20 protein-coding genes are annotated in these 22,394 nt (G+C 74.1%); 6 read left to right on the top strand and 14 right to left on the bottom strand.

Annotated features, from left to right (window positions below; genetic code table 11):
• Positions 1–4: 4 nt before the first annotated feature.
• The 4 genes from AB0K36_RS19200 to AB0K36_RS19185 form a co-directional block, all read right to left on the bottom strand.
• Positions 5–1,480 carry an AlkA N-terminal domain-containing protein gene (locus tag AB0K36_RS19200; RefSeq protein WP_364595563.1) on the bottom strand — a complete coding sequence of 492 codons (1,476 nt, stop codon included), beginning with the start codon at positions 1,478–1,480 and terminating at the stop codon, positions 5–7.
• Between the two features lie 82 nt (positions 1,481–1,562).
• Positions 1,563–2,096, bottom strand: a complete 534-nt coding sequence (locus AB0K36_RS19195; RefSeq protein ID WP_364595560.1) for an O-acetyl-ADP-ribose deacetylase — start codon at positions 2,094–2,096, stop codon at positions 1,563–1,565.
• Positions 2,097–2,104: 8 nt separating this feature from the next.
• Complete coding sequence (locus AB0K36_RS19190; protein WP_364595557.1) at positions 2,105–3,388, bottom strand: M48 family metallopeptidase; 1,284 nt, start codon at positions 3,386–3,388, stop codon at positions 2,105–2,107.
• A 140-nt stretch (positions 3,389–3,528) separates the two neighbouring features.
• Positions 3,529–4,944, bottom strand: a complete 1,416-nt coding sequence (locus AB0K36_RS19185) for a phytoene desaturase family protein (RefSeq protein WP_364595554.1) — start codon at positions 4,942–4,944, stop codon at positions 3,529–3,531.
• An 87-nt stretch (positions 4,945–5,031) separates the two neighbouring features.
• Between AB0K36_RS19185 and AB0K36_RS19180 the strand changes: the two genes are divergently transcribed.
• Complete coding sequence (locus AB0K36_RS19180; protein WP_364595551.1) at positions 5,032–5,841, top strand: nucleotidyltransferase domain-containing protein; 810 nt, start codon at positions 5,032–5,034, stop codon at positions 5,839–5,841.
• A 151-nt stretch (positions 5,842–5,992) separates the two neighbouring features.
• Here AB0K36_RS19180 and AB0K36_RS19175 read toward each other — a convergent pair whose 3' ends face one another.
• Entirely contained in the window at positions 5,993–6,811 is an 819-nt protein-coding gene (locus tag AB0K36_RS19175; protein WP_364595548.1) for an inositol monophosphatase family protein, read from the bottom strand.
• Between the two features lie 41 nt (positions 6,812–6,852).
• Positions 6,853–8,640, bottom strand: a complete 1,788-nt coding sequence (locus tag AB0K36_RS19170) for a gamma-glutamyltransferase family protein (protein WP_364595545.1) — start codon at positions 8,638–8,640, stop codon at positions 6,853–6,855.
• Positions 8,641–8,810: 170 nt separating this feature from the next.
• Between AB0K36_RS19170 and AB0K36_RS19165 the strand changes: the two genes are divergently transcribed.
• Entirely contained in the window at positions 8,811–10,970 is a 2,160-nt protein-coding gene (locus tag AB0K36_RS19165) for a DUF1996 domain-containing protein (protein ID WP_364595542.1), read from the top strand.
• Between the two features lie 117 nt (positions 10,971–11,087).
• On the opposite strand, the gene AB0K36_RS19160 is transcribed toward AB0K36_RS19165, so the two are convergent.
• Positions 11,088–11,627 (bottom strand): TetR/AcrR family transcriptional regulator, encoded by a 540-nt coding sequence (locus AB0K36_RS19160; protein ID WP_364595539.1) that lies wholly within the window; start codon positions 11,625–11,627, stop codon positions 11,088–11,090.
• Positions 11,628–11,712: 85 nt separating this feature from the next.
• On the opposite strand from AB0K36_RS19160, the gene AB0K36_RS19155 reads away from it, so the two are divergent.
• Positions 11,713–12,624 carry an oxidoreductase gene (locus AB0K36_RS19155; RefSeq protein ID WP_364595537.1) on the top strand — a complete coding sequence of 304 codons (912 nt, stop codon included), beginning with the start codon at positions 11,713–11,715 and terminating at the stop codon, positions 12,622–12,624.
• Between the two features lie 63 nt (positions 12,625–12,687).
• Here the strand turns inward: AB0K36_RS19155 and AB0K36_RS19150 are convergent, their stop codons facing one another.
• From AB0K36_RS19150 to AB0K36_RS19130, 5 genes are all read right to left on the bottom strand, one after another.
• Positions 12,688–13,344 carry a M15 family metallopeptidase gene (locus tag AB0K36_RS19150; protein ID WP_364595534.1) on the bottom strand — a complete coding sequence of 219 codons (657 nt, stop codon included), beginning with the start codon at positions 13,342–13,344 and terminating at the stop codon, positions 12,688–12,690.
• A 55-nt stretch (positions 13,345–13,399) separates the two neighbouring features.
• Positions 13,400–13,906 carry a MarR family winged helix-turn-helix transcriptional regulator gene (locus AB0K36_RS19145; protein WP_364595531.1) on the bottom strand — a complete coding sequence of 169 codons (507 nt, stop codon included), beginning with the start codon at positions 13,904–13,906 and terminating at the stop codon, positions 13,400–13,402.
• Positions 13,903–15,594 (bottom strand): FUSC family protein, encoded by a 1,692-nt coding sequence (locus AB0K36_RS19140; protein WP_364595528.1) that lies wholly within the window; start codon positions 15,592–15,594, stop codon positions 13,903–13,905. The genes AB0K36_RS19145 and AB0K36_RS19140 overlap by 4 nt, the downstream gene beginning before the upstream one ends.
• Before the next feature lie 67 nt (positions 15,595–15,661).
• Complete coding sequence (locus AB0K36_RS19135; RefSeq protein ID WP_364595525.1) at positions 15,662–16,330, bottom strand: response regulator; 669 nt, start codon at positions 16,328–16,330, stop codon at positions 15,662–15,664.
• Positions 16,327–17,538 (bottom strand): sensor histidine kinase, encoded by a 1,212-nt coding sequence (locus AB0K36_RS19130; RefSeq protein WP_364595522.1) that lies wholly within the window; start codon positions 17,536–17,538, stop codon positions 16,327–16,329. The genes AB0K36_RS19135 and AB0K36_RS19130 overlap by 4 nt, the downstream gene beginning before the upstream one ends.
• A gap of 167 nt (positions 17,539–17,705) precedes the next feature.
• On the opposite strand from AB0K36_RS19130, the gene AB0K36_RS19125 reads away from it, so the two are divergent.
• Entirely contained in the window at positions 17,706–18,665 is a 960-nt protein-coding gene (locus tag AB0K36_RS19125; RefSeq protein WP_364595519.1) for a carboxymuconolactone decarboxylase family protein, read from the top strand.
• Positions 18,662–19,507: a class I SAM-dependent methyltransferase gene (locus AB0K36_RS19120; RefSeq protein WP_364595516.1), complete on the top strand. Its 846-nt coding sequence runs from the start codon at positions 18,662–18,664 to the stop codon at positions 19,505–19,507. Before AB0K36_RS19125 ends, AB0K36_RS19120 begins: the two co-directional genes overlap by 4 nt.
• Here AB0K36_RS19120 and AB0K36_RS19115 read toward each other — a convergent pair.
• Together AB0K36_RS19115 and AB0K36_RS19110 are read right to left on the bottom strand one after the other, a co-directional pair.
• A complete protein-coding gene (locus tag AB0K36_RS19115; protein ID WP_364595513.1) occupies positions 19,485–20,087 on the bottom strand; it encodes a TetR/AcrR family transcriptional regulator in 603 nt (200 codons plus the stop codon). The two genes, AB0K36_RS19120 and AB0K36_RS19115, sit on opposite strands and share 23 nt — an antisense overlap.
• 5 nt (positions 20,088–20,092) lie before the next feature.
• Positions 20,093–21,508 (bottom strand): amidase, encoded by a 1,416-nt coding sequence (locus tag AB0K36_RS19110; RefSeq protein WP_364595671.1) that lies wholly within the window; start codon positions 21,506–21,508, stop codon positions 20,093–20,095.
• A 70-nt stretch (positions 21,509–21,578) separates the two neighbouring features.
• Between AB0K36_RS19110 and AB0K36_RS19105 the strand changes: the two genes are divergently transcribed.
• On the top strand, positions 21,579–22,370 hold the full coding sequence (locus AB0K36_RS19105; protein WP_364595510.1) for an SDR family NAD(P)-dependent oxidoreductase: 792 nt from the start codon (positions 21,579–21,581) through the stop codon (positions 22,368–22,370).
• The last annotated feature ends 24 nt before the right edge of the window (positions 22,371–22,394 follow it).

The raw sequence follows: 22,394 nt of genomic DNA, 5'->3' as shown, positions 1-22,394 counted from the left end.
CGGGTTACGCGGGAAGGTGGTTGATGGGGTGGTCGTCCGACGCCCACAGGTACTGGACCGCGTAGGCCCGCCACGGCCGCCAGGCGGCGGCGCGTGCGGTGAGGGCGGCGGGCGTGGACGGCAGGCCGAGTGCGGCGGCGGCACGCCGCATGCCGAGGTCGGTGGGGAGGAAGGCGTCGGGATCGCCGAGGGCGCGCATCGCGACGACCTCCACGGTCCACGGTCCGAAACCGGGCAGGCCGGCGAGTTGGGCGCGCGCCTTGTCCCAGTCGCTGCCGGGATCGAGCGTCAGCGTGCCGTCGGCGAGGGCGGCGACGAGCGTGGTCAGGGTCGTCCGACGGCTGCGGGGCAGCGCCAGGGCCTCCGGGTCGAGGGACGCCAGCGCCTCCGGCGCGGGGAAGAGGTGGGTCAGGCCGCCCTCCGGGTCCTCCACGGGCACGCCGTGCGCCCGGACGAGACGCCCCGCGTGGGTACGGGCGGCGGCCGTGGAGACCTGCTGGCCGAGCACGGCCCGTACGGCGAACTCGGCCGCGTCGACGGTGCGCGGCACGCGCCGGCCGGGTGCCTTGTCGACCAGCGGCGCCAGCAGCGGATCGTCGCGCAACTGGTCGTCGACGGCGACGGGGTCGGCGTCCAGGTCGAGCATCCAGCGGCATCGGCTGATCGCGATGGTGAGATCGCGGGGGTCGGTCAGCGACAGCCGGCAGGCGATGTGGTCGGGCAGCGGGGTGAGGGAGACGATGCCGTGCCCGTACGGGAGCGAGAGCGTGCGCCGGTACGCGCCGTCCCGCCACTCCTCGACGCCGGGTACGCCGGTCGCCGCGAGATGCCCGAAGAGGTTGCCGGGCTCGAGCGGTGCGCGGTACGGGAGCCTGAGCGCGATCACGCCGGGTGTGGGCGCGGGAGCCGCACGACCGCGGGCGGCCCTCGCCCGCAGCTCGCCCGGGGCGAGCGCGAAGACCTCGCGGACGGTGTCGTTGAACGTCCGGATCGAGGAGAAGCCCGCCGCGAAGGCGACCTCCGCCATCGGCAGCGGCGTCGTCTCGATGAGGAGGCGCGCCGTCTGCGCGCGCTGCGCCCGGGCCAGGGCGAGCGGCCCCGCGCCGAGCTCGGCGAGCAGCTGGCGCTCGACCTGCCGGGCCGAATAGCCGAGCCGGGCCGCCAGGCCGGGCACGCCCTCACGGTCGACGACACCGTCCTGGATGAGCCGGACGGCCCGTGCCACGGCGTCGGCGCGGGCGTTCCATTCGGGCGAGCCGGGGCTGGTGTCGGGACGGCAGCGCTTGCACGCCCGGAATCCGGCCTGCTGGCAGGCGGCGGCGCTCGGGTAGAAGACCATGTTCTCGGCCTTCGGCGGCACCACCGGGCAACTGGGACGGCAGTAGATCCGGGTGGTCAGCACGGCGGTGAAGAACCATCCGTCGAACCGCGCGTCCTTGGAACGGACGGCGCGCACGCAACGCTCGGTGTCGGTGTGCATGCCTCAAGGATGGCGGGTGCCGGGGACGGGTGGCTGGCAGGAATCCGACATCAGCGTCCGGCTGCCTGGGCCTCCGCGCGGCTCAGGCGGGAGACTGAAGGGCCGATTCGAAGGCCGCGTAGGCGCTGTCGTCGAACAGGACGAACCGCACCTCTTCGACCGGTGCCACGGCGGCCTCACGGACGGTGCGGACCGCGATCCTGGCGCCGTCGCCCATGGGCCACCCGTAGATGCCCGTGGAGATCGCCGGGAACGCCACGGTCCGGGCGCCCAGCTCCGCCGCGACGCGCAGCGACTCTCGATAGCAGGAGGCGAGCAGCGCGGAGCGGTCCTCGGAGGTGCTGTGGACCGGCCCGACGGTGTGGATGACGTGTTCCGCGCCGAGCCGTCCGGCCGTGGTGGCGACGGCCTGCCCGGTCGGGAGCCCCTTGCCGTAGTGGGAGGCGCGCAGGGCCCGGCACTCTGCGAGGATCTCGGGGCCGCCCTTGCGGTGGATCGCGCCGTCGACTCCCCCGCCGCCGAGAAGCGAGGAGTTGGCGGCGTTGACGATCGCGTCGGCGCGCTGCTCGGTGATGTCGCCGCGGACGAGGGTGACGGTCGGTGCGGTCTGCGTCATGGGTCCCATCATCCTTCCCGGCGCCCGCCCTTGACGATCCGGCGCGCGAGCCGCTCCCGGGGCCCGGCCAGTTCGTCGGCGACCGCGGCGAGGCGCGCGTCGCCGGGCACGACCCGCGCCGTGAGCGGCTCACCGGTGAGCAGGCAGGCGCGCCGCAGGTGTGTCGGCGGATGGGTGGCGTCGACGGTGTGGCCGCGCAGCGCGCTCGCTCGGCGCTGCCGTTCGATCTCGCTCTCCGGGATCGACTCGATCTGGGCGGCCAGCCGCTCCCAGAGCCCGCGCCACGTCTCCAGGTACGACTTGTCACCGGCCCGCCGCATCTGGCCGGCGTTGGACTCGCGCAGCAGGGCGGATTCGGCGGAGTCCGCGACGAGGAGCCGGTCCATCAGACCGACGGCGGCCTCGGTCGATCCCGCCCGCGCCGCCGTGGCGTCGGCGAGGTACTCGCCGCGCTGCGCCGCCCGCAGTGTCAACTGGTCGAGCAGCATGATCAGTCCGAAGACCGCGCAGCGGGGCAGGAAGTACACGGCGTTGAGGAACATCTCGCCGATGGTCGGGCTCGGCACGCGTTGCAGCATGAAGTGCCAGGTACCGAGGGAGCGAAGGGCGTTGTAGGTGATCAGGCTGCGGCGGGTGTCGCCGCCCGCGTAGTGGCCGAGTTCGTGGCCGACGAGGGCGATTCTCTGCTGTGGTGTGAGGATCTCCCAGAGTCCCAGCCCGATGTTCAGCATGCGGCGCTGCCGGATCCCGTACGTCGTGACGCTCGCGTTGACGTCGTCGCTGACGACGACCACGTGCACACCTGCCGTGCCGGCGACGTCGGCGACCTCGTCGATCATGGCGAAGAGCTGGGGCGCGTCGGCCCTGTGCAGTATCGGCAGGTCGTCGGGCAGTCCGCCGAAACGGGGCCGCAGGAGCCAGGCCAGAAGCAGCAGGAGAACGCCGAAGAGCGGGCCGGCCGTGCCCCAGCCGAGCACGGCAAGCAGTACTCCGGCCACGAGCAGGGCGACGGTGGTCCCGTGAACGGCGAGGGACAGGGTGTACGCGAGCACGGTCGCGGCGTCGTTCTGCGGCTTCAGCGTGGTCCCGGACGTCACCTCGGCGAGCAGCTTCTCCCCGTGCCGCAGCGCCAGCCCGCGCCGCAGCCGCTCCAGCGCGCCGTGCTGCCGTTCGGGACCTCGGGGGTCGACGTTCCAGTCGCATGCCGCGCACCATGCGGCGAAGCGGCGGTCCGTCCGGACCTCGGCCCCGCACCCGGGGCATGGCTGTGCGGTCTCCATCGCGGTGTCCACGCCGTGGCTTCCCTCCCGCGGCCGCTCACCAGAGGCCGCCACTTGTACGACGCGACCGGACCCGTCGAACGGGCGAGGAGTGATCACGTCGGCGCCGCAGCGTAAACCGTCCGCTACTGCGCTGACCAGCCCCTTTCGGCTCAGCGCTGCCGCAGCCGGCGCCACACCGCCTTCGCCGCGTGGTGGCCCGACATGCCGTGGACGCCGGGGCCGGGCGGGGTCGCCGAGGAGCAGATGAAGACGGCGGGGTGGGCGGTCGCGTAGGGAACGCGGGCCAGCTTGGGGCGGATGACGGTCTGGAGTCCGGAGAAGGCGCCGCACGCGATGTCACCGCCCACGTAGTTGGCGTTGCGCGCGGCGATCTCGGGAGGACCGGCGACGGCGCGGGCCAGGACCAGGTCGCGGAAGCCCGGTGCGAAGCGCTCCAGTTGGCGTTCGACGACCTCGGTCGCGTCGCCTTCCCAGCCGGCCGGGACATGGCCGTACGCCCACAGGACGTGCTTGCCGTCCGGCGCCCTGGTCGGGTCGGTCACGCTCGGCTGGGCGGTGATCAGGAACGGGACCTCTGGAGCGCGGCCGGAGACCGCCGCGCCGAGGGCGCTCTCGATCTCGGCCGCCGTGGGTCCGATGTGCACGGTCCCGGCGGCCCTGGCCTCCTTGGCCTGCCACGGCATCGGCGCCGACAGGGCGTAGTCGACCTTGAACGCGGAGGCGCCGTACCGGTAGCGCCAGTACGCCTGGCCGAGACCGGCGATCCTGGCGAGAGCGGTCGGTGAGGTGTCGAAGACGTACGCCCGGGCCGGCGGGAGCTCGTCGAGCCGCCGGACCGCTGTGCCCGTGTGGATGGTGCCGCCCTGGGAGCGCAGGTAGGAGGCGAGGGCGTCGGCGATGGCCTGCGAGCCGCCGCGCGGGACGGGCCAGCCGACCTCGTGCGCCGCCAGGGCGAACAGCAGGGCGATGCCTCCGGTGGCGATGCCGCTGGTGGGGGCGATGGCGTGCGCGGCGAGCCCGGCGAGCAGACCGCGGGCCTTCTCGCCGCGGAAGCGGCGGGCGAGCATGCTCGCGGGCCGGATCGCGTCCACGCCGAAGCGTGCGTAGCGGTACGGGTCTGTGGGCAGCCCGTCCCAGGGGGTGCGCAGGAAGTCCGCGGCGATGGTGTCCCAGTGGCCGAGGTAGGGGGCGAGGAGGCGGCGGTACGCGCCGGCGTCCGCCGCGCCCAGAGACATGGCGCTCTCGCCGACCGAGCGGCTGAGCACGGCCGCCGTGCCGTCCGGGAACGGATGGGCGAGCGGCAGTTCGGGGTGCAGCCAGGTCAGGCCGTGCCGCTCGAGCGGCATCCCGCGGAAGGCGGGCGAGCCGACGCCCAGCGGATGGACGGCGGAGCACGGGTCGTGACGGAAGCCGGGGAGGGTCAGTTCCTCCGTCCTGGCACCGCCACCGACGGTGTCCAGGGCTTCGTGGACGGCGACCGAGAAGCCGCGGCGGGCCAGTTCGACCGCGGCGGTCAGCCCGTTGGGGCCGGCTCCCACGACGACGGCATCGAGCATCGACGGCACCTTCGGACTCCTTCGTCAGCCGACGGCCAAGAGACCCAAGGATATTCCCGGGCACCGTCATCGCGGGCGGAGTACCGTCCGTGCGCGATGAACAACATGATCGAGGACATGGCGGCGCGGCTCGCCGGGGTGCCCGGTGTGCGTGCGGTGGCGCTCGGCGGCAGCCGGGCGCGGGGCACGCACCGGCCCGACTCCGACTGGGATCTCGGCGTCTACTACCGGGGCGAGGTCGACGTCCCGGCCCTGGCGGCGCTGGCGTCGGACGTGACCGGAGAGCCGGTGGAGGTCGCCGGACCCGGCGGCTGGGGACCGTGGGTGAACGGCGGCGCGTGGCTCTCGGTGGACGGCGTGCCGGTGGACTGGATCCTGCGCGACCTGGACCGGGTCGAACGGGTCCGGGCGGACTGCTGGGCCGGGCGGTTCGAGACGGGGATCCAGCCCGGGCACCCGCTGGGCTTCTGGTCGCCCGCGTACGTGGGTGAGGTGGCGCTGTGCCGCGTACTGGCCGACCCGGCGGGCGAGTTGACGTCGTTGCGGGAGCGGACACGGGAGTATCCGGAGCCGTTGCGCCGCGCGCTGGTCGACGCGGCGTGGGAGGCGGAGTTCTCGGTCGCCGCCGCGGCGAAGTCCGCGGGGGCGGCGGACACGCTGCATGTGGCGCTGTGCCTGTCACGCGCGTTCGGTGTGCTGGTCCAGGCCGTGCACGCCCACCACCGGGTGTGGTGCCTCAACGAGAAGGGCGCGCTGGCGGCGGCCGCGGCGCTTCCTGGCGTGCCCGCGGACTTCGCCGCCCGTGTGTCCGCGGCGCTGACCGGCCTGGACAGGGCCGCGGTGGCGTCCGCGGGCACGCTGGTCCGGGAGACCAGGACCCTGCTGACAGCGGACGCCCCGGCCTGAGAGGGGCCGGCCGACGGGGTCGGTCCCGCCTTGCGGTCGGGCGGGCCCCCGGCGGGGCCCCGGCGGGTGGGCCGGGCCCGGCGCGGCCCGGGCGGAGCCGGGCCCCCGGCGACCCCGCCGGGACCGGTGGCCGGGGTCGCGGCCCGTCGCGTCAGGTCAGGAGTTCGCGGATACGGCGGGCCGTGGCCTCGTCGCGGGCGGCCGTGAACGGGAGGACGTTGGGGCCTGTTATGCGGAACGGCTCGCCGGCGACGGTGAGATGCGCGCCGCCCGCCTCCGTCACCAGGAGCAGACCGGCCGCGTGGTCCCACGCGAGCTCCCATGAGAACGCCACCGCGTCCAGGTCGCCGCGTGCGACGTCCAGGTACTCGAGGCCCGCCGAGCCGCAGGGTCTGGCCTCGACGCCGGGCTCGGCGAGGCCGAGCAGCGCTCGCTTCTGCTCCGGGGTGGTGTAGTCGGGGTGGGACATCGCGACCCGCAGCACCGAGCCGGGGGCGGGCGAACCGGACCTCAACGGCTCGCCGTTGAGCCGGGCGCCGCCACCGCGCACGGCGACCGCGAACTCGTCGAGCACCGGCGCGTACGTCCAGGACGCGAGCACCTCGCCGCGCACGGCGAGCGCGACGAGCGTGCAGAACCCGGGCTCGCCGCGCACGAACTGGCGGGTGCCGTCGACCGGGTCGACGATCCACACGGGCGCGTCGCCGTGCAGCGCGTCGGCGACGGCCGGGTCCGCGTGCACGGCCTCCTCGCCGACGACGACGGAGCCCGCCACGAGCGCGGTGAGCGAGGCGGTGAGGTGCTCCTCCGCGCTGCGGTCGGCGATCGTGACGAGGTCGTGCGGGCCGGTCTTCTCGTCGACCTCGTGCGCGGCGAGCCGGCGGTAGCGCGGCACGATCTCGGCGGCCGCCGCCTTGCGGACCGCCTCCTCGACATCGGACAGATCACCGGTCAGAAAGTCATCGATCATGTCTCCAGACAATCATGCCCGGCGGACATCGAGGGAGGCGTTCAGCGTCCCACCGCGTAACCCTGCATTCCCCTGGGGTTCGCCGCGGCGGAGAGCACACCGGTGCGAGGGTCGCGTGCGACCACGCACAGCCTGCCCTCCGACCAGGGCCCGCCCACGGTGACGTCGTGTCCGCGCTCGCGCAGCCCGGCGACGACGTCCGGGGGCGTGCGGGACTCGACGGTGACGCTGCCGGGCCGCATGCCGCGCGGGTAGAACGAGCCGGGAAAGGCGTCGTTGTGCCAGTTGGGAGCGTCGACGGCGCCCTGGAGGTCATAACCGCCGCGGACCGGTGGCCGCAGCGCGACGGCGAGGAAGAAGTGGAGCTGCCACTGGTCCTGCTGGTCGCCGCCGGGGGTGCCGAAGGCCATCACGGGCACGCCGTCGCGCAGCGCCAGCGAAGGCGTCAGGGTGGTGCGCGGGCGGCGGCCGGGGGTGAGGGAGTTCGGCAGGCCCGGCTCGAGCCACGTCATCTGGAGTCGCGTGCCGAGCGGGAAGCCCAGCTCCGGCACGACGGGATTGGACTGCAGCCAGCCGCCGCTGGGGGTGGCCGCGACCATGTTGCCCCAGCGGTCGACGATGTCGAGGTGGCAGGTGTCGCCCTGGACCGCGCCGTCCCGTGCCACGGTCGGCTCCCCCGCGCCCGGCGCGCCGGCGCCCGCGCCGTCGTCCAGCACGTCGGCGGCGCGGCGGCTCATGACGGGGGTGCGGCCGCCTGGGCTGCCGGGCCGCAGGTCGTAGGAGGCCTTGTCGCCGACGAGCGCGCGGCGGGCCCTGTTGTAGGGCTCGGACAGCAGATCACGGAGGGGGACCTCGGCCGCGTCGCCGTACCAGGCCTCCCGGTCCGCCATCGCCAGCTTGCAGCCCTCGACGAGCAGATGGACGTACTCGGCGGAGCCGTAGGCGGGCAGTTCGGGCGGCAGCAGGGCCAGTTGCTGGAGGAACGCCGGCCCCTGGCTCCAACCGCCCGCCTTGCACAGGGTCCAGCCGTTCCAGTCGTAGGTGACGGGTGCCTCGTACGTGGCCGACCAGGCGGCCAGGTCCGCCGCCGTGAGGGTGCCGGTGTGGCGGGTGCCGCTGGTGTCCATCGTGGGCCGCCCGGCCTGGCGGACGAGCGCCTCGGCGACGAAACCGGTGCGCCACACCTCCCGCGCCGCCTCGATCTGCCCGGTCCGGTCGGACGCGGCGGCCTCCGCCTCCGCGATCAGCCGCCGCCAGGTGGCGGCGAGGGCGGGGTTGCGGAACAGCGTGCCGGGGGCGGGCGCCTGCCCGCCGGGCAGGTACACCTCGGCGGACGAGGTCCATTCGGTCTCGAAGAGGCCGCGTACGGTCTCCACGGTCTCGCAGAGCCGTTCGACGGGAGGGTGTCCGTGCTCGGCGTAGCCGATGGCGTAATGCAGCACCTCGGCAAGGGACTTGGTGCCGTGGTCGCGCAGCAGGACCATCCACGCGTCGAACGCGCCCGGCACGGCGGCGGCCAACGGCCCGGTGCCGGGGACGAGTTCGAGGCCGAGCGAGCGGTAGTGCCCGATGGTGGCCGCGGCGGGCGCGACGCCCTGGCCGCAGAGCACGCGCACCTCGCCGCCGGCCGGGGCGACGATGACCGGCACCTCGCCGGCGGGCCCGCACAGATGCGGCTCGACGACGTGGAGCACGAACCCGGCGGCGACAGCCGCGTCATAGGCGTTGCCACCCCGCTCGAGCACGGCCATCGCGGACTGCGAGGCGAGCCAGTGCGTGGAGGACACCATCCCGAAGGTCCCCTGGAGCGTCGGCCGGGTCGTGAACATAGGGCCCCCTCCCCATCCTTGTTCGTCCGGACCGACCAGAACCGCCCTGGTCGGGAACGAGGTTCAGGCGGCGTTGAACACGTTGCCCGTCCCGCGCGTATGGAACTGGACGTGCCCCTTTCCGGACGCCGTCATGCCCCCACTTGACCATGCAGCAGATGGAGTTCTCCATGGGACGAACAACGCGAAGACGTCCGAGAGCAGGCAGACGCACGGCTGCCGCTTCGATCGCCCTCATCCTCGCCGGCGGCGGTCTCATCGCGGTCAACTCCTATGCCGCCGCCGGTGAGGGACAGGGCCCCTGGCCGGGCGGCGGGACCACGCAGTCGGAAACCCTCGGCGCCGGACCGGCCCCGGCGACGGTCAAGTGCCCGGAGGTGGCGAACGGGCTGCCGGAGGTGCCGGAGGCGGCCAGGGCGGAGGTCGACCGCGAACTGGCGACGATGGACAGTGGGATCACCGAGGCCTACCAGCGGTTCGCCGACGAGCAGGAGCAGATCGAACGGGACCCGCAGTTCGCTCAGAACGCGATTCTCGGGCCTCTGCGGAGCAAGCGGGAAGCCGGCCTCGACCGCATCGCGGAAGCCATCGGCCGGATCACCGGGCAACGTCCGCAGGACCTGCGGTCCCTTGCTCCCTGCACCTTGCAGACCGACGGCGCGGACGAACCCGGCCAGGACGGCGGCGGCAAGGACGATCAGAACGGCGGCGGCAACGGCGACGGCGACGTCGGGCAGGGAGGCAACGGAGGACAGGCGGGCAACGGCCCCGAGGCGTCCGACTTCGCCGACATCCGCACCGTGTCCCCGAACGTGCAGGATCCCCCGCGACTGCGCGGCGCCTCCCGCGGCACGTTCACCACGGACTGCGGTGTCAACGCGAACGGCAAGTTCAACCCGGACAACGTCATCGTCGCTCCTGGGGTGAGCAACGGCGCCCACCACATGCACGACTACGTGGGCAACCAGGCCAACGACGCGTTCGCCTCGGACGAGGATCTCGCGGCGGGCGCAACGACGTGCCGCGACCAGGGCGACCGGTCGACGTACTACTGGCCCGTGCTGCGGCTCCAGAACGGTCAGGCGGAGGACGACGCCCAGGCCGACGGCGGCGGCAAGGACCAGAACGTCGGCGAGATCCTGACCCCGTCACAGGTGACGCTCGACTTCGTCGGCAACCCGCGCGGCAAGGTCACCGCGATGCCGCGCTTCCTGCGGATCATCACCGGAGACGCGAAGGCCTTCGTCAACGGCGATGCGAACGCCAACGCCTCCTGGAGCTGCACCGGCTTCGAGGACCGGCAGCTGAAGGACAAGTACCCCCTCTGTCCCCAGGGCAGCAAGGTGGTGCGCAGCTTCAGGTTCCAGAGCTGCTGGGACGGCCGGAACACGGACAGCGCCAACCACCGCACCCATGTGGCCTTCACGGACGCGAGCGGCCGTTGTCCGGGCGGTTTCCTCCCCATTCCCCAGCTCGTCCAGCGGATCGTCTACGACGTGCCGCCACCGGTCTTCGACGGCGCGGACGCCGCCGTCTTCGCGCTCGACTCGTTCCCCGAGCAGCTGCACAAGCCGATCACCGACCACGGTGACTTCATCAACGTCTTCGACGAGAAGCTCATGCGCGAGTTGGTGGGCTGTCTCAACGAGGGGCGCCGCTGCGGCCCCGGCGATACGGCGCAGGCACCCGGCGGCGACGGCCCCGAGCCGAAGGACGCCCCGGCGACGGCAACCGCGGCTCCGACCGGCTCGCCCGCCCCCGCGCAGCCGAAGCCGGAAGCGCCCACGCGTCCGGACGCGCCCACCACCGATCCGGAGCCGGCGCCCGAGGCCCCCGACGCCCCCCGGGCCCCCCAGGCCCCCCAGGCCCCCGCGACGCAGGGGACACCGGCTACGCCCCCGACCGAGCAGCCCCCCGCGGAGAAGCCCGCACCCGAGAAGCCCGCCGCCCAGAGGCCCACGTCCGAGGCCGAGCAGGCGCCCGGAACACCCGACGCGGAGCAGGCGCGGCCCGAAGCGGCAGAGGCAACCGCCCCGCCGGCCGCCCCCGCCGACCCGGCCGTCCCACCCGCGCCCGCGCAGAGCGAGCCGGCCACCGCCGGCGACCGGCAGAGCCCGGAGGCCCCGGCCGGGACAGCTGCCTCCGCACCCACGGCGGACGGGTCGAACGTCCCGTTGCCGAACGGCGACGCCGCGCCGCAGGCCGTGGAAGGCGGCCTGGCCGAGACCGGCGCCCAGCTGTGGCCGTCGGCCGCCGGAGCCGTGCTGCTGATCGTGGGTGTGGTGCTCCTCCGCATGCGCCCCCGTCCAGCGGTCACACGTCGACGGTGACGTGGTCCCCGACGCTCCGTCTCATGTGAGTACGGTCCGATCGCGGTCGCGCGGCGCACGCCGCCGACCGCGGTCGGGGCCGTGCGCGCACGAGCCCGGGCGGTCGGCCGGGCTGCCTCAGGCCAGGACGGAACGCAGCGCCAGCTCGATCCAGCGGTCGCGGGCCGCCTCCGGCAGCGAGTCGTCGGGCGCGGTCGCGGCAATGAGGGCGAAGTCCGCCGTGGTGATGTCGGGGCGGAGAAGTCCGCGGGCGTGGGCCACGGCGGTGATGCGGTCGAGCTCGGCGAAGCCGCGGCTCTCCATCTCCTGAAGGGCGTCCGCGGCCAGGCCGGTGGCCGCCGCCTTGATCGCCTTGTCGGAGGCAGGCTTCCGGATGAGCCATTCGAGGAGCCCACGCAGTTCCGCGACCGGGTCGGCGCCGTCGTCGACCCGGTCCGCCGCTGTCCGGACGTCGGCGACGAGCCGCTCCGTGAGTTCGGCCACCGCCGCGGCGATCAGGTCCGCCTTGGTGGGGAAGTGGCGGTAGAGCGTCCCCACCGCCACTCCGGCCGCTGCGGCGATCTCGTCCATCCCGACCCCGTCGCCCTGCTCGGCGAGCAGCGTCCCCGCGGCGTCCAGGATGCTCTTCCGATTGCGTGCCGAATCGGCGCGGACCATGGCCGCTCCTCGTCTCCACTTGACCAAAGATGAACCCAGGTTCACTATAAATGGTGAACCGATGTTCAGGTTAGGGAGATGTGCCATGACCGGCTGGACAGAACAAGACGTGCCCCCCGTCACCGAGGGCACCCTCGCCGTGGTGACCGGGGCCAATACCGGGCTGGGCCTCGACACGACACGCGTGCTCGCCCAGCGGGGCGCCACCGTCGTGATGGCCTGCCGCAACCAGGACAAGGCCGCCGCTGCCCGCCGGTCGCTCGTCGACCGCGGAATCGACCCCGGCCGCCTCCGCACGGCGTCCCTGGATCTCGCGGACCAGACGTCGATCGCGCGGTTCGCCGACGGACTGCCGGACGGCCGTCTCGATCTTCTGATCAACAACGCGGGCCTGATGGCGGTCCCCCGGTCCAGCACCGTCGACGGTTTCGAGACCCAGTTCGGGGTCAACCACCTCGGCCACATGGCTCTGACGCTTCGTCTGCTCCCCCGGCTGAACACCACGCCCGGCGCCCGGGTCGTCACCCTCACCAGCATGGGCCACCGCCCGGGCCGCATCCGCCTGCACGACCCGAACTTCCGGCGCGGCCGCTACAACCGCTGGACGGCCTACTTCCAGTCCAAGCTGGCGAACATGCTCTTCGCCGCCGAGCTCGCCAGGCGCAACGAGGGCCGCGGCGCACTCTCGCTGGCCGCCCACCCCGGCTATGCCGCCACCGAACTCGGCAAGGACACCGGGATCCAGGCACGGCTCCTCTCGGTCGCCGACAGGATCGCCGCCCAGCCGTCCGCCTCCGGGGCCTGGCCGACGCTGCGCGCCGCGACCGACCCGGCCCCGGTCAACGGCGCTCTGTACGGCCCCCGACGGCTGGTGTCGGGCGCCGCCGTCCAGGAGACCCCGAGCCGCACGGCACGCCGGGCCGACCTCGCCGCCCGTCTGTGGGACCTCTCACTCGACCTGCTCTCGCCCGCGAAGGTCACCGACCCGCTGGCCTGACGTGGTCCACCGGCTCGCCGTGGCCCCGGCGCTCGGGGCAGGTGCCGTCGGCACGGAACGAGGTCAGGTGCCGTCGGCGGAGAAGTGGTGGTAGTCCGGGGGCGACCAGCGGCCGCCCCACTCCCAGCCGGCGTCGTCCATCGCCGTGGTGACGGCGTCGCCCGGAGTGATCACGCCTTCGGCGGGCCGGTCCCGGTCGAGGTGGTCCTCCGCGCCCGGCGGGTGCACCCGTCCTGAGCGGTCGACGTACGGGTTCTCAGCGGGGTTGATGTCGACCGCGTCCCCGAAGGAGTGGCGCGACAGGTGGCGGGCGTCGCCCGTCACCCGGCGGCAGTTGAAGGCGGAGGTGTTGTCGGCGGCCATCGCCTTGGCGTCGTCGCCGCCGTACTCGGCCATGACCCGCATACGGCGGATGGGGAAACGTTCCTCGAAGGCCTTCTCGAACACGTGCAGCAGGGGCCGGACCTCGTCCTGATGGACGATCAGCTCTCCTCGGTGGACACGGCCGTCGAAACCCCAGTGGTTCATGGTGAGCAGCCGCAGCCGGGACGGGGGCACAGGGCAGCCCGGTTCGTAGCTCGCACCGAGTTTGGACGGGGGTACGTCGCTGACGGTGGCCGACAACTGCGGGGCGCCGGCCGTGGCACCTTGGGCGGGCACGGCGCCGAGTGTGAGCCCGAGGGCCAGGACGGGCGCGGCGGCCCGGCGCGCGACGTTCACCCTTTCAGGTTAAGGACATCGCGGCCTGTCGGCCGCTCCGCGCGCGGGACCCAGGTCAGCGCCGGGGCGTGCCGAGGCGGCCCTCCAGCTGGACCAGCAGGTCACTGAGGTGCGCGGCGAGGCCGGCGCGTGCCTGTTCGTCGAGGCCGGAGAGGACGGCGCTCTCGTACGCGAGCTGCTCGGGCAGCAGCCGGTCGACCAGTGCGCGCCCGTCGTCGGTGAGCCGGACGTGGGCGACGCGCCGGTCCCGGTCGTCGCCGCGACGGTCGATCAGGCCCCGTTCCTGGAGGGTGCGCAGCCGTTTGGTGACGGCCGCCCCGGAGGAGAACGTCTCGCGGGCCAGCTCGCCGGGGGTGAGCTCGCGGGCGTTGCGGCGGACCGCGCCGAGGAGGTCGAACTCGGCGCGGGTGAGCCCTGCGGAGCGCAGCGGCGCGTCCTCCGCCTGTTGCAGGAGCGCGGCGCAGCGGTTGATGCGGCCGATGAGTTCCATCGGCCCGGTGTCCAGGCCGGGGTGCACGGCCTGCCACTGCCGTACCACCGAGGCGACGACGTCGTCGGTCACACCGCTCCGATCGTGGGGGCGGGGCCGTGCAGCCCACGCCGTTGTGCTGTCGCCGCGAGCGTACGGTGTCCTGCGCGCTCGGCCTCGAGGACCTCTTCCTCCGGGAGGGTCCGCTGCCACCATTCGCCCGCCGCCGCGTCCCGCGCGTCGCGCAGGTCCACGAGGGCGGCGGCCAGCCGGCGGCCGTCGGCGTCGAGGGCGGCCGCGGAGGCCGGTCCCGCCAGGGTCCGCTCCGCGGCGGCGCGGGCGCCCACGGCGGCGGCGAGCGCCCTGTCCACCCGGCCGGCCGCCCGGCGGTTGGTGACGGCGACGGCGGCGAGGAGTCCGAGGGCGACGCCGATCAGGGTGTCCAGCACCCGGTCGCCGATGAGCGTGCCCGCCGGGTGTCTGCCGCCCGCCTCGACGAGGAGCAGCGCCATCGGGGTGACGGCGACGGAGCCGAGCCAGTAGTTGCGGGTGATCAGTGCTTCCGCGCCGAAGCTGAAGAACAGCAGGCACCCGAGGAGGGCCGCCGGTCCGGTCCTGATCAGCGGGACGACGGCGGCGAAGGCGAGGACTCCGAGCAGGTTGCCGAGGGTGCGCTGAAGCGCCCGGTTCCAGCTGAGGGTGACGTTGACCTGGAAGACGGACGCCGCGGTGACGACGGCCCAGTACGGCCGGTCGACGCCCAGGGCGACGGCGGCGTAGCCGGCGAGCGCGCAGCCGACGAGGGTGCGCAGCGCGATGGGCATGTGCGGTGAGCGTGGACCGAGGCCGCGCAGCAGGGTGCGGCGGGCCTCGCGGCGGCGGGTCCGCCGCACGGCCCGCCAGGCGCCGGGCGCCTCGGCCGCCGCGCCGGGGGTCGGCGGCGCGGCCGGTACGGGTCCCCGGGCGCGGGTGAGGGCGGCCCAGGCACGGAGCCGGGCGGCACGGTCTGTGTCCGCCCGGCCCTCGGCCACCGCCCCGCCGGTGAGGGTCGCCTCCGCGTGCACGAGAAGGCGTTCGAGCTGTCGGTGCACCGGGGTGGGGCGGCCGGCGTCGAGGAGGGTCTGCCGGGCGGCGTGCAGGGCCGCCGCCGCGGTGTGCCGGCCGCGGTGGCCGGGTTCGGCCGCGCAGGCGGCCGCGGCGTCCAGCGCGCGGGCGGTGGCGCGCCGTTCGGGGCCCTCCCTCCGCAGGAGGGCGGGGCCGGCGGTGACCAGCCAGGCGACGGTTCCGGCGCCGAGGGCGAGCGCGAGATGACCGGGGACCTCGGTGAGCCGCTGTGGAACGAACAGGGCGGCCGTGGCGACGAAGGTGAAGATCACGTTTCCGGGAGGCCCGATCCGGCCGGCGTCGCAGAGCGCCTTCTGCACGGCCGCGATCAGGGCGCCGACGGCGACCAGTACGACCACCGAGTCGGTGAGCGAGGCCGTGACCAGGGAGACGGCGAGGCCCGCCACCATGCCGAGCACCACGCGGGCCACGGTCCCGGCCCTGCGGGCGTACGGGAGGCCGTGGCCGTAGAGCGCGCAGAGCGATCCGGCCATCGTGTACATGACCAGGTCGAGCCGTCCGAGGACGAGGAGGGTCAGATTCGGCGCCAGTGCCGCGCAGACGACGCTCAGGGCCGGCTTGAACCACTGGTCGGAGGGCCTGGCGAGACGCAGCGCGGCGGAGACCGGGAGCGGCGGTGCCGACGGCCGCCGGAATCGAATGCTTGTATCGCTCACCTATTTACGTTAACAAGTATTACACCAGTAAACGAATTCAGGAGGGACGACACGGGAGCCGCGGCTCTCAGCGCAGCGGGTCGCGCGGTTCCACCAGCCCCGATTCGTACGCGAACACGACCAGCTGGGCGCGGTCCCGGGCGCCCAGCTTGGTCATGGCCCGGCTGATGTGGGTCTTGGCGGTGAAGGGGCTGATCACCATGTGGGCGGCGATCTCCTCGTTCGTCAGCCCACGGGCCGCCAGTGCCGTCACCTCCCGTTCCCGCCGGGTGAGGTTCTCCATGCCGGGGGCGGTGGACCGGTCCGGCGGCCGCGCCACGAACTCGCCGATCAGACGCCGTGTGACGGCGGGCGACAGCAGCGCGTCACCGCGGGCGGCGACGCGCACGGCGTGCAGCAGTTCGGCGGGCTCGGTGTCCTTGAGCAGGAAGCCCGCGGCCCCCGCGCGCAGCGCGTCGAAGACGTACTCGTCCAGGCCGTAGTTGGTGAGGATCACGACGTGCACGTCCGCGAGGAGCGGATCGGCGGCGATGTGCCGGGTGGTCTCGATCCCTGTCATCACCGGCATCTGCACATCGACCAGCGCGACGTCGGGGACATGGCGGCGGGCCTGCTCGAGGCCCTGCCGGCCGTCCGCGGCCTCGGCCACGACCTCGATGCCGTCCTCCGCGTCGAGCAGGGCACGGAACCCGGCACGCATGAGCGCCTGGTCGTCCACGATCAGGACCCGGATCACAGCGCCTCCACGGCCGCCGGGTCGGCCGCCTCGGCCGGACCGGCGCCGTCCGCGGCGCCGCCGCCCCGGCCGTCGGGATACGCCCGGCTCCCCTCGAGCGGGATACGGGCGTGCACCGAGAAGCCGCCGCAGGGCCGTGGCGCCGTGTCCAGCGTGCCGCCGAGGGCGGTGACGCGTTCCCGCATGCCGGTCAGGCCGGTGCCCGGCACGACGGGCTTGCCGGATGCGGCGGGGCCGTCGTCCTCGACGGTGACGGCGACCTCGTCGGCGCCGTAATCGAGGCGGACTCCGGTCGGGGCCCGGTCGGCGTGCCGGGCCACGTTGGTCAGCGCCTCCTGCACGATCCGGTAGGCCGCACGGTCGACGTCCGGCCGCAGCGCGCGCCGGTCGCCGTTCACGGTCACGGAGACGGGGATGCCCGCCGCACGGGCGCGGTCGGCCAGTTCGCCGACGCGCGAGAGGCCGGCGGCAGGCTCGCGTTCCTCCGTCCGCAGGACCTCGAGGGTCGAGCGCAGCTCCCGCATGGCCTCCCCGCTCGCCTCCTGGATGGCGAGCAGCGCGGGCGGCACGTCCTCGCCCCGCTTCCTGGCCAGGTGCACGGCGACCCCCGCCTGGAGCTTGACGATCGAGATGGAGTGGGTGAGCGTGTCGTGCAACTCCCGGGCGATCCGCAGCCGTTCCTCCCCCGCCCTGCGCAACGCGGCCTCCTCCCTGCCGCGTTCGGCCTCCAGGGCCCGCTGTTCGGTCTGGCGAAGGTACGCCTGCCAGTTCTTGTCGATCAGGCCGGTCACCCCGGCGCACAGGAACCAGCCGAGCAGCAGCAGCGAGCGTTCGACGCCGTGCTCCAGGGAACGGGCGGTGTCGACGGCGAAGAAGACCGCCAGGAACAACGCGCCCGCCACCACACCCGCCCTGCGGCGTCCCCCTCGCGCCGCCGCGTGCACGGCGACGAGTACCGGGAATGCGGCCCAGGAACCGGGCCGGTCATGGACGACGTAGGCGGCCATGCAGAGCGTGGTGACGACGAGGACCGTACGGGGTGCGCGCCGGTGGCCCGCGAGCGCCAGCGAACCCCCCGCGATCAGCATCACGTCCGGCACACCGGGGGACGGGCCGCCGGCGTACGCGGCGACGGTCACCGCCCCCGCGATCAGCGCCGCGAGCACCGTGTCGAGCAGGGCGTGCCTCAGCCCCGGATCCGCCTGCATGGACGGCAGCCTATGACGGTGCGCCGGGCCGGCGCCTCGTCCCGCGAGACCCCTTTCCCGCTACTCCCGGCGCAGTAGTCGCCGCCCGTTCCCACCCGCCGCGACCGGCCGCCGATGCCTTCGGGCGTACGACGACCGGGACACCTGCCCCGGGCCAGCATCGGGGCATGACCAGAGCCTTCCGCTTCACCGATCCTCCGCCGACCTCCGCGGCCACCGGCGTGACCGCCGACGTGTACGCCCAACTCGCCCGCGACTTCGGCATCGAGCGGGCCGCGACGTTCGTGGTGCTGTCCGACTCTCCCCCGCTGCTGACCGGCGCGTGGGCACTGCTGCGGGAGTCCCTGCTGGCCGGCGGGGTCTCCCGGACGGACAAGGAGGTCGTCGCCGCGGGTGTGTCACTGGCCAACCGCTGCCCGTTCTGCGTCGACGCGCACACCGTCCTGCTGCATGCCACCGGCGACCACGCGCTCGCCGAGACGATCGCACGCGGCAAGGAGCCCGCCGACCCGGCGCACCGGCGGCTGCTGGCCTGGGGCAAGGACATCCGCGGATCGCGGCCGTTCCCCGCGGAGCAGACCCCCGAACACCTGGGGACCGCGCTCGCGTTCCACTTCATCAACCGGATCGTCTCGGCGCTGCTGAACGAGAACATGCTGCCCGGCGGTGCGCAGAAGTACCGGCTGGTGCGCAGCGCGGCGGGCCGTTCCCTCGCCCGCACGGTACGCCGGCGACTGCGGCCGGGTGACAGCCTGGAGCTTCTGCTGACCTCCGGCGCCGAGCCGGCGTGGGCGGCGGGCACGCCCGTCGGCACGGCGTACGGGGCGCTGCGTGAGGCGGCGCTCATGGGCGCCGGGCTGCTGTCGGAGGACGACCGGGCGCTGGTGCGCAGGACGGTGGCCGCCCATGACGGCGTCGCCCATCCGCCGCTGTCGGCCGGCTGGCTGCCCGGCCGCGAGGAGCGCCCCGGGGCCCGGCTGGCGCTGCTCGCGGCCCTCGCCCCGTACCGGATCACCGAGGAGGACGTGCGGGCCTGGCGCACGCCGCAGCACACGGACCACTGCCTGGTCCATCTGACCGCGTACGGGGCGATCACCGCCGTCGAACGGATCGAGGAGCAGCTGTGAGCACGATCGTGAACACCGGTCAGGCCGACGCGTGGAACGGCCCGGTCGGGCAGCACTGGGCGGACCACCACGAGCGTTACGACGGGATGCTCGCATCCTTCGACGAGGCGCTGTTCGCGGCGGCGGGGATCGGGGAACGGGACCGCGTCCTGGACGTCGGATGCGGCAGCGGGTCGACGACGCGGCGTGCCGCACGGCTTGCCGCACGCGGGCACGTGGTCGGCGTCGACATCTCGGAGCCGATGCTGGCGCGGGCGCGGTCGGTGTCCGCGGGCATCAAGAACGTCTCCTACGAGTGGGGCGACGCCCAGGTGCACCCGTTCCCGGCCGGCCGCCACGACGTGGCGATCAGCCGGGGCGGAGTGATGTTCTTCGCCGACCACACCGCCGCGTTCGCGAACATCGGCCGGTCCCTGCGGCCGGGCGGGCGGCTGGCGTTCGTCTGCCCGCGGCCGGCCGCCCCGGACGGGGAGGAGGGTCGCGTCCTCGGCCTGCTGGCGTCCCTGTTGACCGCGTCCTCCCCGCGTGTCCCCGCCCCGCAGCCGTCCACGAAGGCCGACCTCGCCACGGCCATGGCCTCCCTGGCGGACCCCGACCGGACCCGGAAGGTACTGGAGCAGGCCGCGTTCGGGTCGGTCGCCGTCACACCGGTCGACGCGCCCACCTGCTGGGGGCGGGACGCCGGGGACGCCGTGGACTTCTACGTCTCGCGCGGACCGCGCGCCGAGGTCCCCGAGGAGACCCTGGACGCCATGCGTGCCGCCCTGCGGCCCTACGAGACGGACCGGGGCGTCCTGTTGAGCGCGGGCGTGTGGGTGGTCACTGCCCGCCGGGACGGCTGAGCGTCCCGGGGGCGACGGCACCACGCGCGAGCAGCAGCAGCGCGTCCACCAGGTCCTCCGCCGGACTTCCCGTGGCGAGCCGGCGGAGCTGAAGGCCCATCACCAGCGCCACCGTCGTCGCCGCGAGGCCCTCCGCGTCCGGGACACCCAGCCCGGTCAGGATCTGCGTGGCGAGCCGGTCGTACGCGGCGAACGCCTCCGCCGCCGCCTCCCGCAGCCGCTCGTCCCGGCCTGCCTCGACGTACAGCTCGAACGTCGCGATGTGCCCGCTGTCGAAACCGGTGCCGCCCGCCACCTGGCCGGCGAGGGCCGCGGCGCCCGCGATGTCGATACCGTCGCTCCGGCACTCGTCGGCCATCTCGGTGAAGCGGCGGGTCTCGTCCCGTACGAAGTGCAGCAGGCTCTCGCGCAGCAGTTCGTGCTGCGTCGCGAAGTGGTACGTGACGGAGCCGAGCGACACGCCCGCCTCCTTGGCGATCCGGCGATTGGTCACCGCGGCCACCCCGTCCCTGCCGATGATGTGCAGGACGGCTTCTATGATGCGCTGCCTGGTGGGCGCGGAACGGGCGGCGGTGGGCATGGCCCTCATTGTCCCATCGGGGCACTTCCGCTGGTCACGTGGGTGGGCGGGCGCTTCTCGTACCAGCGCAGCTCCGCCTCGAGCTGGGCGGCGAGGGAGATCAGGCGTTCCTCGGTGCCTTCGGGGCCGAGCAGTTGGGCCCCGACCGGCAGTCCGTCGCCGGTGAGCCCGGCCGGGACGGCGACGCCGGGCCAGCCGAGGACGTTCCACGGCCAGGCGTAGGGGCAGGCGGCGGCGATGCCGATGTCCGTGGCCCCGGCGGACTTTCCGTCGAAGGCGCCGACGGGCGGGGGTGGCGTCGCCGTGCTGGGGGTGAGCAGGACGTCGTACTGGTCGAAGAAGGCGCCGATCCTGCTCTGCTGCGCGGCCTCACGGGCGCGGGCGGCGCGCACGACGCGTCCGCCGAGCCGGTGGCCGGAGCGGGTGGAGGCGCGGGTGCGCGGGTCGAGGAGCGACGGGTCGGGGTGCCGGTCGGCGTACTCGGCGATGCCGGTGGCGGCGCGGGGCAGGAAGCTCAGGCCGATGAGGCCGTAGCGGGGGCGGGCCTCTTCGACGTCGTGCCCGAGTTTCGCGAGCGTCTCGGCGAGCGCGGCGACCGCCCGGCGCACCTCGGGGTGGGGGCGGGTGCCGGTGAGGGTGAGCGGCGGGCGCAGGGCGAGCGCGATGCGCAACCTGCCCGGTTCGCGACGGGCGGCGGCCGAGGCGTCGATGGCCTCCGGGTGGTACCGCTCGCCGGGGTGCGCTCCGGAGGCCGCGTCCAGCAGCAGCGCCGCGTCTGCGACGGTCCGCGCGAGGGGGCCGTTGACGGTGAGGCCCTGGAAGCAGTCGGTATAGGGGTGGACGGAGACCCGGCCGCGCTGGGGCTTGATGCCGACGAGATGGGTCCAGGCGGCGGGGATGCGGATGGAACCGGCGCCGTCGGAACCGAGGGCGGCGGGCACGAGCCCGGCGGCGACGGCGGCCGCCGAGCCGCCGGAGGAACCACCCGGGGTGTGGGCGGTGGACCAGGGGTTGCGGGTGGCACCGAAGGCGGGGCCCTCCGTGAAGGGCCACTGGCCGAGTTCGCAGGAGTTGGTCTTTCCGACGATGACCGCTCCGGCGGCCCGGAGCCTGCGTACGGCCTCGCCGTCGGCCGTGGCCGGCGGGAGGTCGCCGGGGCAGCCGAAGTAGGTGGGGACCCCGGAGACATCGGTGTCGTCCTTGACGGCGATCGGCACCCCGAGCAGCGGCAGCCTCTCCCCCGCCGCGAGCCTCCGGTCCGCGTCCCGCGCCTCCTCGAGTGCCTGTTCACCCCGGACGGTCCTGAAGGCGTTGATACTGCTACGGGTTGCCTCGATGCGGGCGAGAGTCTCCGCGACGAGCGCCTCCGACGTCGTGTCTCCTGCTTCCAACGCCCCGTGATATCCGGTCAGTTCGCCCATCTCTTCTCTGGACACGCCGCACCTGCCTCCCTATTGTTCGTTCGAACGAACAGGACTGGAGGGTAACCAGATGCGGATCAGCGGAGCAAGCGTTCTGCTCACCGGGGCGACCGGCGGTCTAGGTGGCGCGCTCGCGGCCGGACTAGCTTCCCTTGGTGCCAAGTTGACCGTCAGCGGTCGGCGCGCCGACGCTCTCGGACCGCTGGCGGAGCGCTACGGCGCCCGTACGGTGGTCGCCGATCTGGCCGACGCGGCCGATGTGGAACGGCTCGCCGCCGAAGCCGCCGGCACGGACATCCTCATATCGAACGCCGCCCTGCCCGGTAGCGGCGATCTGCTGGACTGGACTCCCGAACAGATGGACCGCGCCTTCGCCGTCAACCTGCGCGCCCCCGCCATGCTCGCCCGGCTGCTCGCCCCCTCCATGGTCGACGCCGGCGGCGGCCACCTCGCCTTCGTCGGCTCCCTCGCGGGGAAGGTGACCACGAGGTCGATGTCGCTCTACAGCGGCAGCAAGTTCGGCCTGCGCGGCTTCGCTCTGGGGCTGCGCCAGGATCTGCACGGCACGGGCGTCGGCGTGTCGATCGTCCAGCCCGGTTTCGTACGGGACGCCGGCATGTTCGCCGTGACCGGCGCGAAGCCCCCGGCGGGCATACGGACGGTGTCGCCGCGTCAGGTCGTGGACGGCGTCGTGCGGGCCGTGGAACGTGACGTCGCGGAGGTCAACGTGGCTCCGATCGAGATGCGGCTGCTGAGCGCGATCGGGGGCCAGTTCCCCGGCTTCGCCGAGCGTCTCCAGCGCGGCGGACCGGGCGAGCGGACTCTGCGCGAGGTGGTCGCGGCCCAGCGCGACCGCCGCTGACGCGGCGGCGTTGCCGGTGGGCGT

Origin of the sequence: Streptomyces kurssanovii (assembly GCF_040677245.1) — a bacterium.
GTDB lineage: Bacteria > Actinomycetota > Actinomycetes > Streptomycetales > Streptomycetaceae > Streptomyces > Streptomyces kurssanovii.
This window is presented reverse-complemented; position numbering and strand designations above follow the sequence as displayed.

Bases quoted from the DNA above. Each gene is read 5' to 3' on its own strand.
- AB0K36_RS19170 (WP_364595545.1), bottom strand. From the start codon at position 8,640: ATGTTCACGACCCGGCCGACGCTCCAGGGGACCTTCGGGATGGTGTCC.
- AB0K36_RS19180 (WP_364595551.1), top strand. From the start codon at position 5,032: ATGAACAACATGATCGAGGACATGGCGGCGCGGCTCGCCGGGGTGCCC.
- AB0K36_RS19165 (WP_364595542.1), top strand. From the start codon at position 8,811: ATGGGACGAACAACGCGAAGACGTCCGAGAGCAGGCAGACGCACGGCT.
- AB0K36_RS19200 (WP_364595563.1), bottom strand. From the start codon at position 1,480: ATGCACACCGACACCGAGCGTTGCGTGCGCGCCGTCCGTTCCAAGGAC.
- AB0K36_RS19160 (WP_364595539.1), bottom strand. From the start codon at position 11,627: ATGGTCCGCGCCGATTCGGCACGCAATCGGAAGAGCATCCTGGACGCC.
- AB0K36_RS19125 (WP_364595519.1), top strand. From the start codon at position 17,706: ATGACCAGAGCCTTCCGCTTCACCGATCCTCCGCCGACCTCCGCGGCC.
- AB0K36_RS19110 (WP_364595671.1), bottom strand. From the start codon at position 21,508: ATGGGCGAACTGACCGGATATCACGGGGCGTTGGAAGCAGGAGACACG.
- AB0K36_RS19115 (WP_364595513.1), bottom strand. From the start codon at position 20,087: ATGCCCACCGCCGCCCGTTCCGCGCCCACCAGGCAGCGCATCATAGAA.
- AB0K36_RS19175 (WP_364595548.1), bottom strand. From the start codon at position 6,811: ATGATCGATGACTTTCTGACCGGTGATCTGTCCGATGTCGAGGAGGCG.
- AB0K36_RS19195 (WP_364595560.1), bottom strand. From the start codon at position 2,096: ATGACGCAGACCGCACCGACCGTCACCCTCGTCCGCGGCGACATCACC.
- AB0K36_RS19130 (WP_364595522.1), bottom strand. From the start codon at position 17,538: ATGCAGGCGGATCCGGGGCTGAGGCACGCCCTGCTCGACACGGTGCTC.
- AB0K36_RS19105 (WP_364595510.1), top strand. From the start codon at position 21,579: ATGCGGATCAGCGGAGCAAGCGTTCTGCTCACCGGGGCGACCGGCGGT.
- AB0K36_RS19155 (WP_364595537.1), top strand. From the start codon at position 11,713: ATGACCGGCTGGACAGAACAAGACGTGCCCCCCGTCACCGAGGGCACC.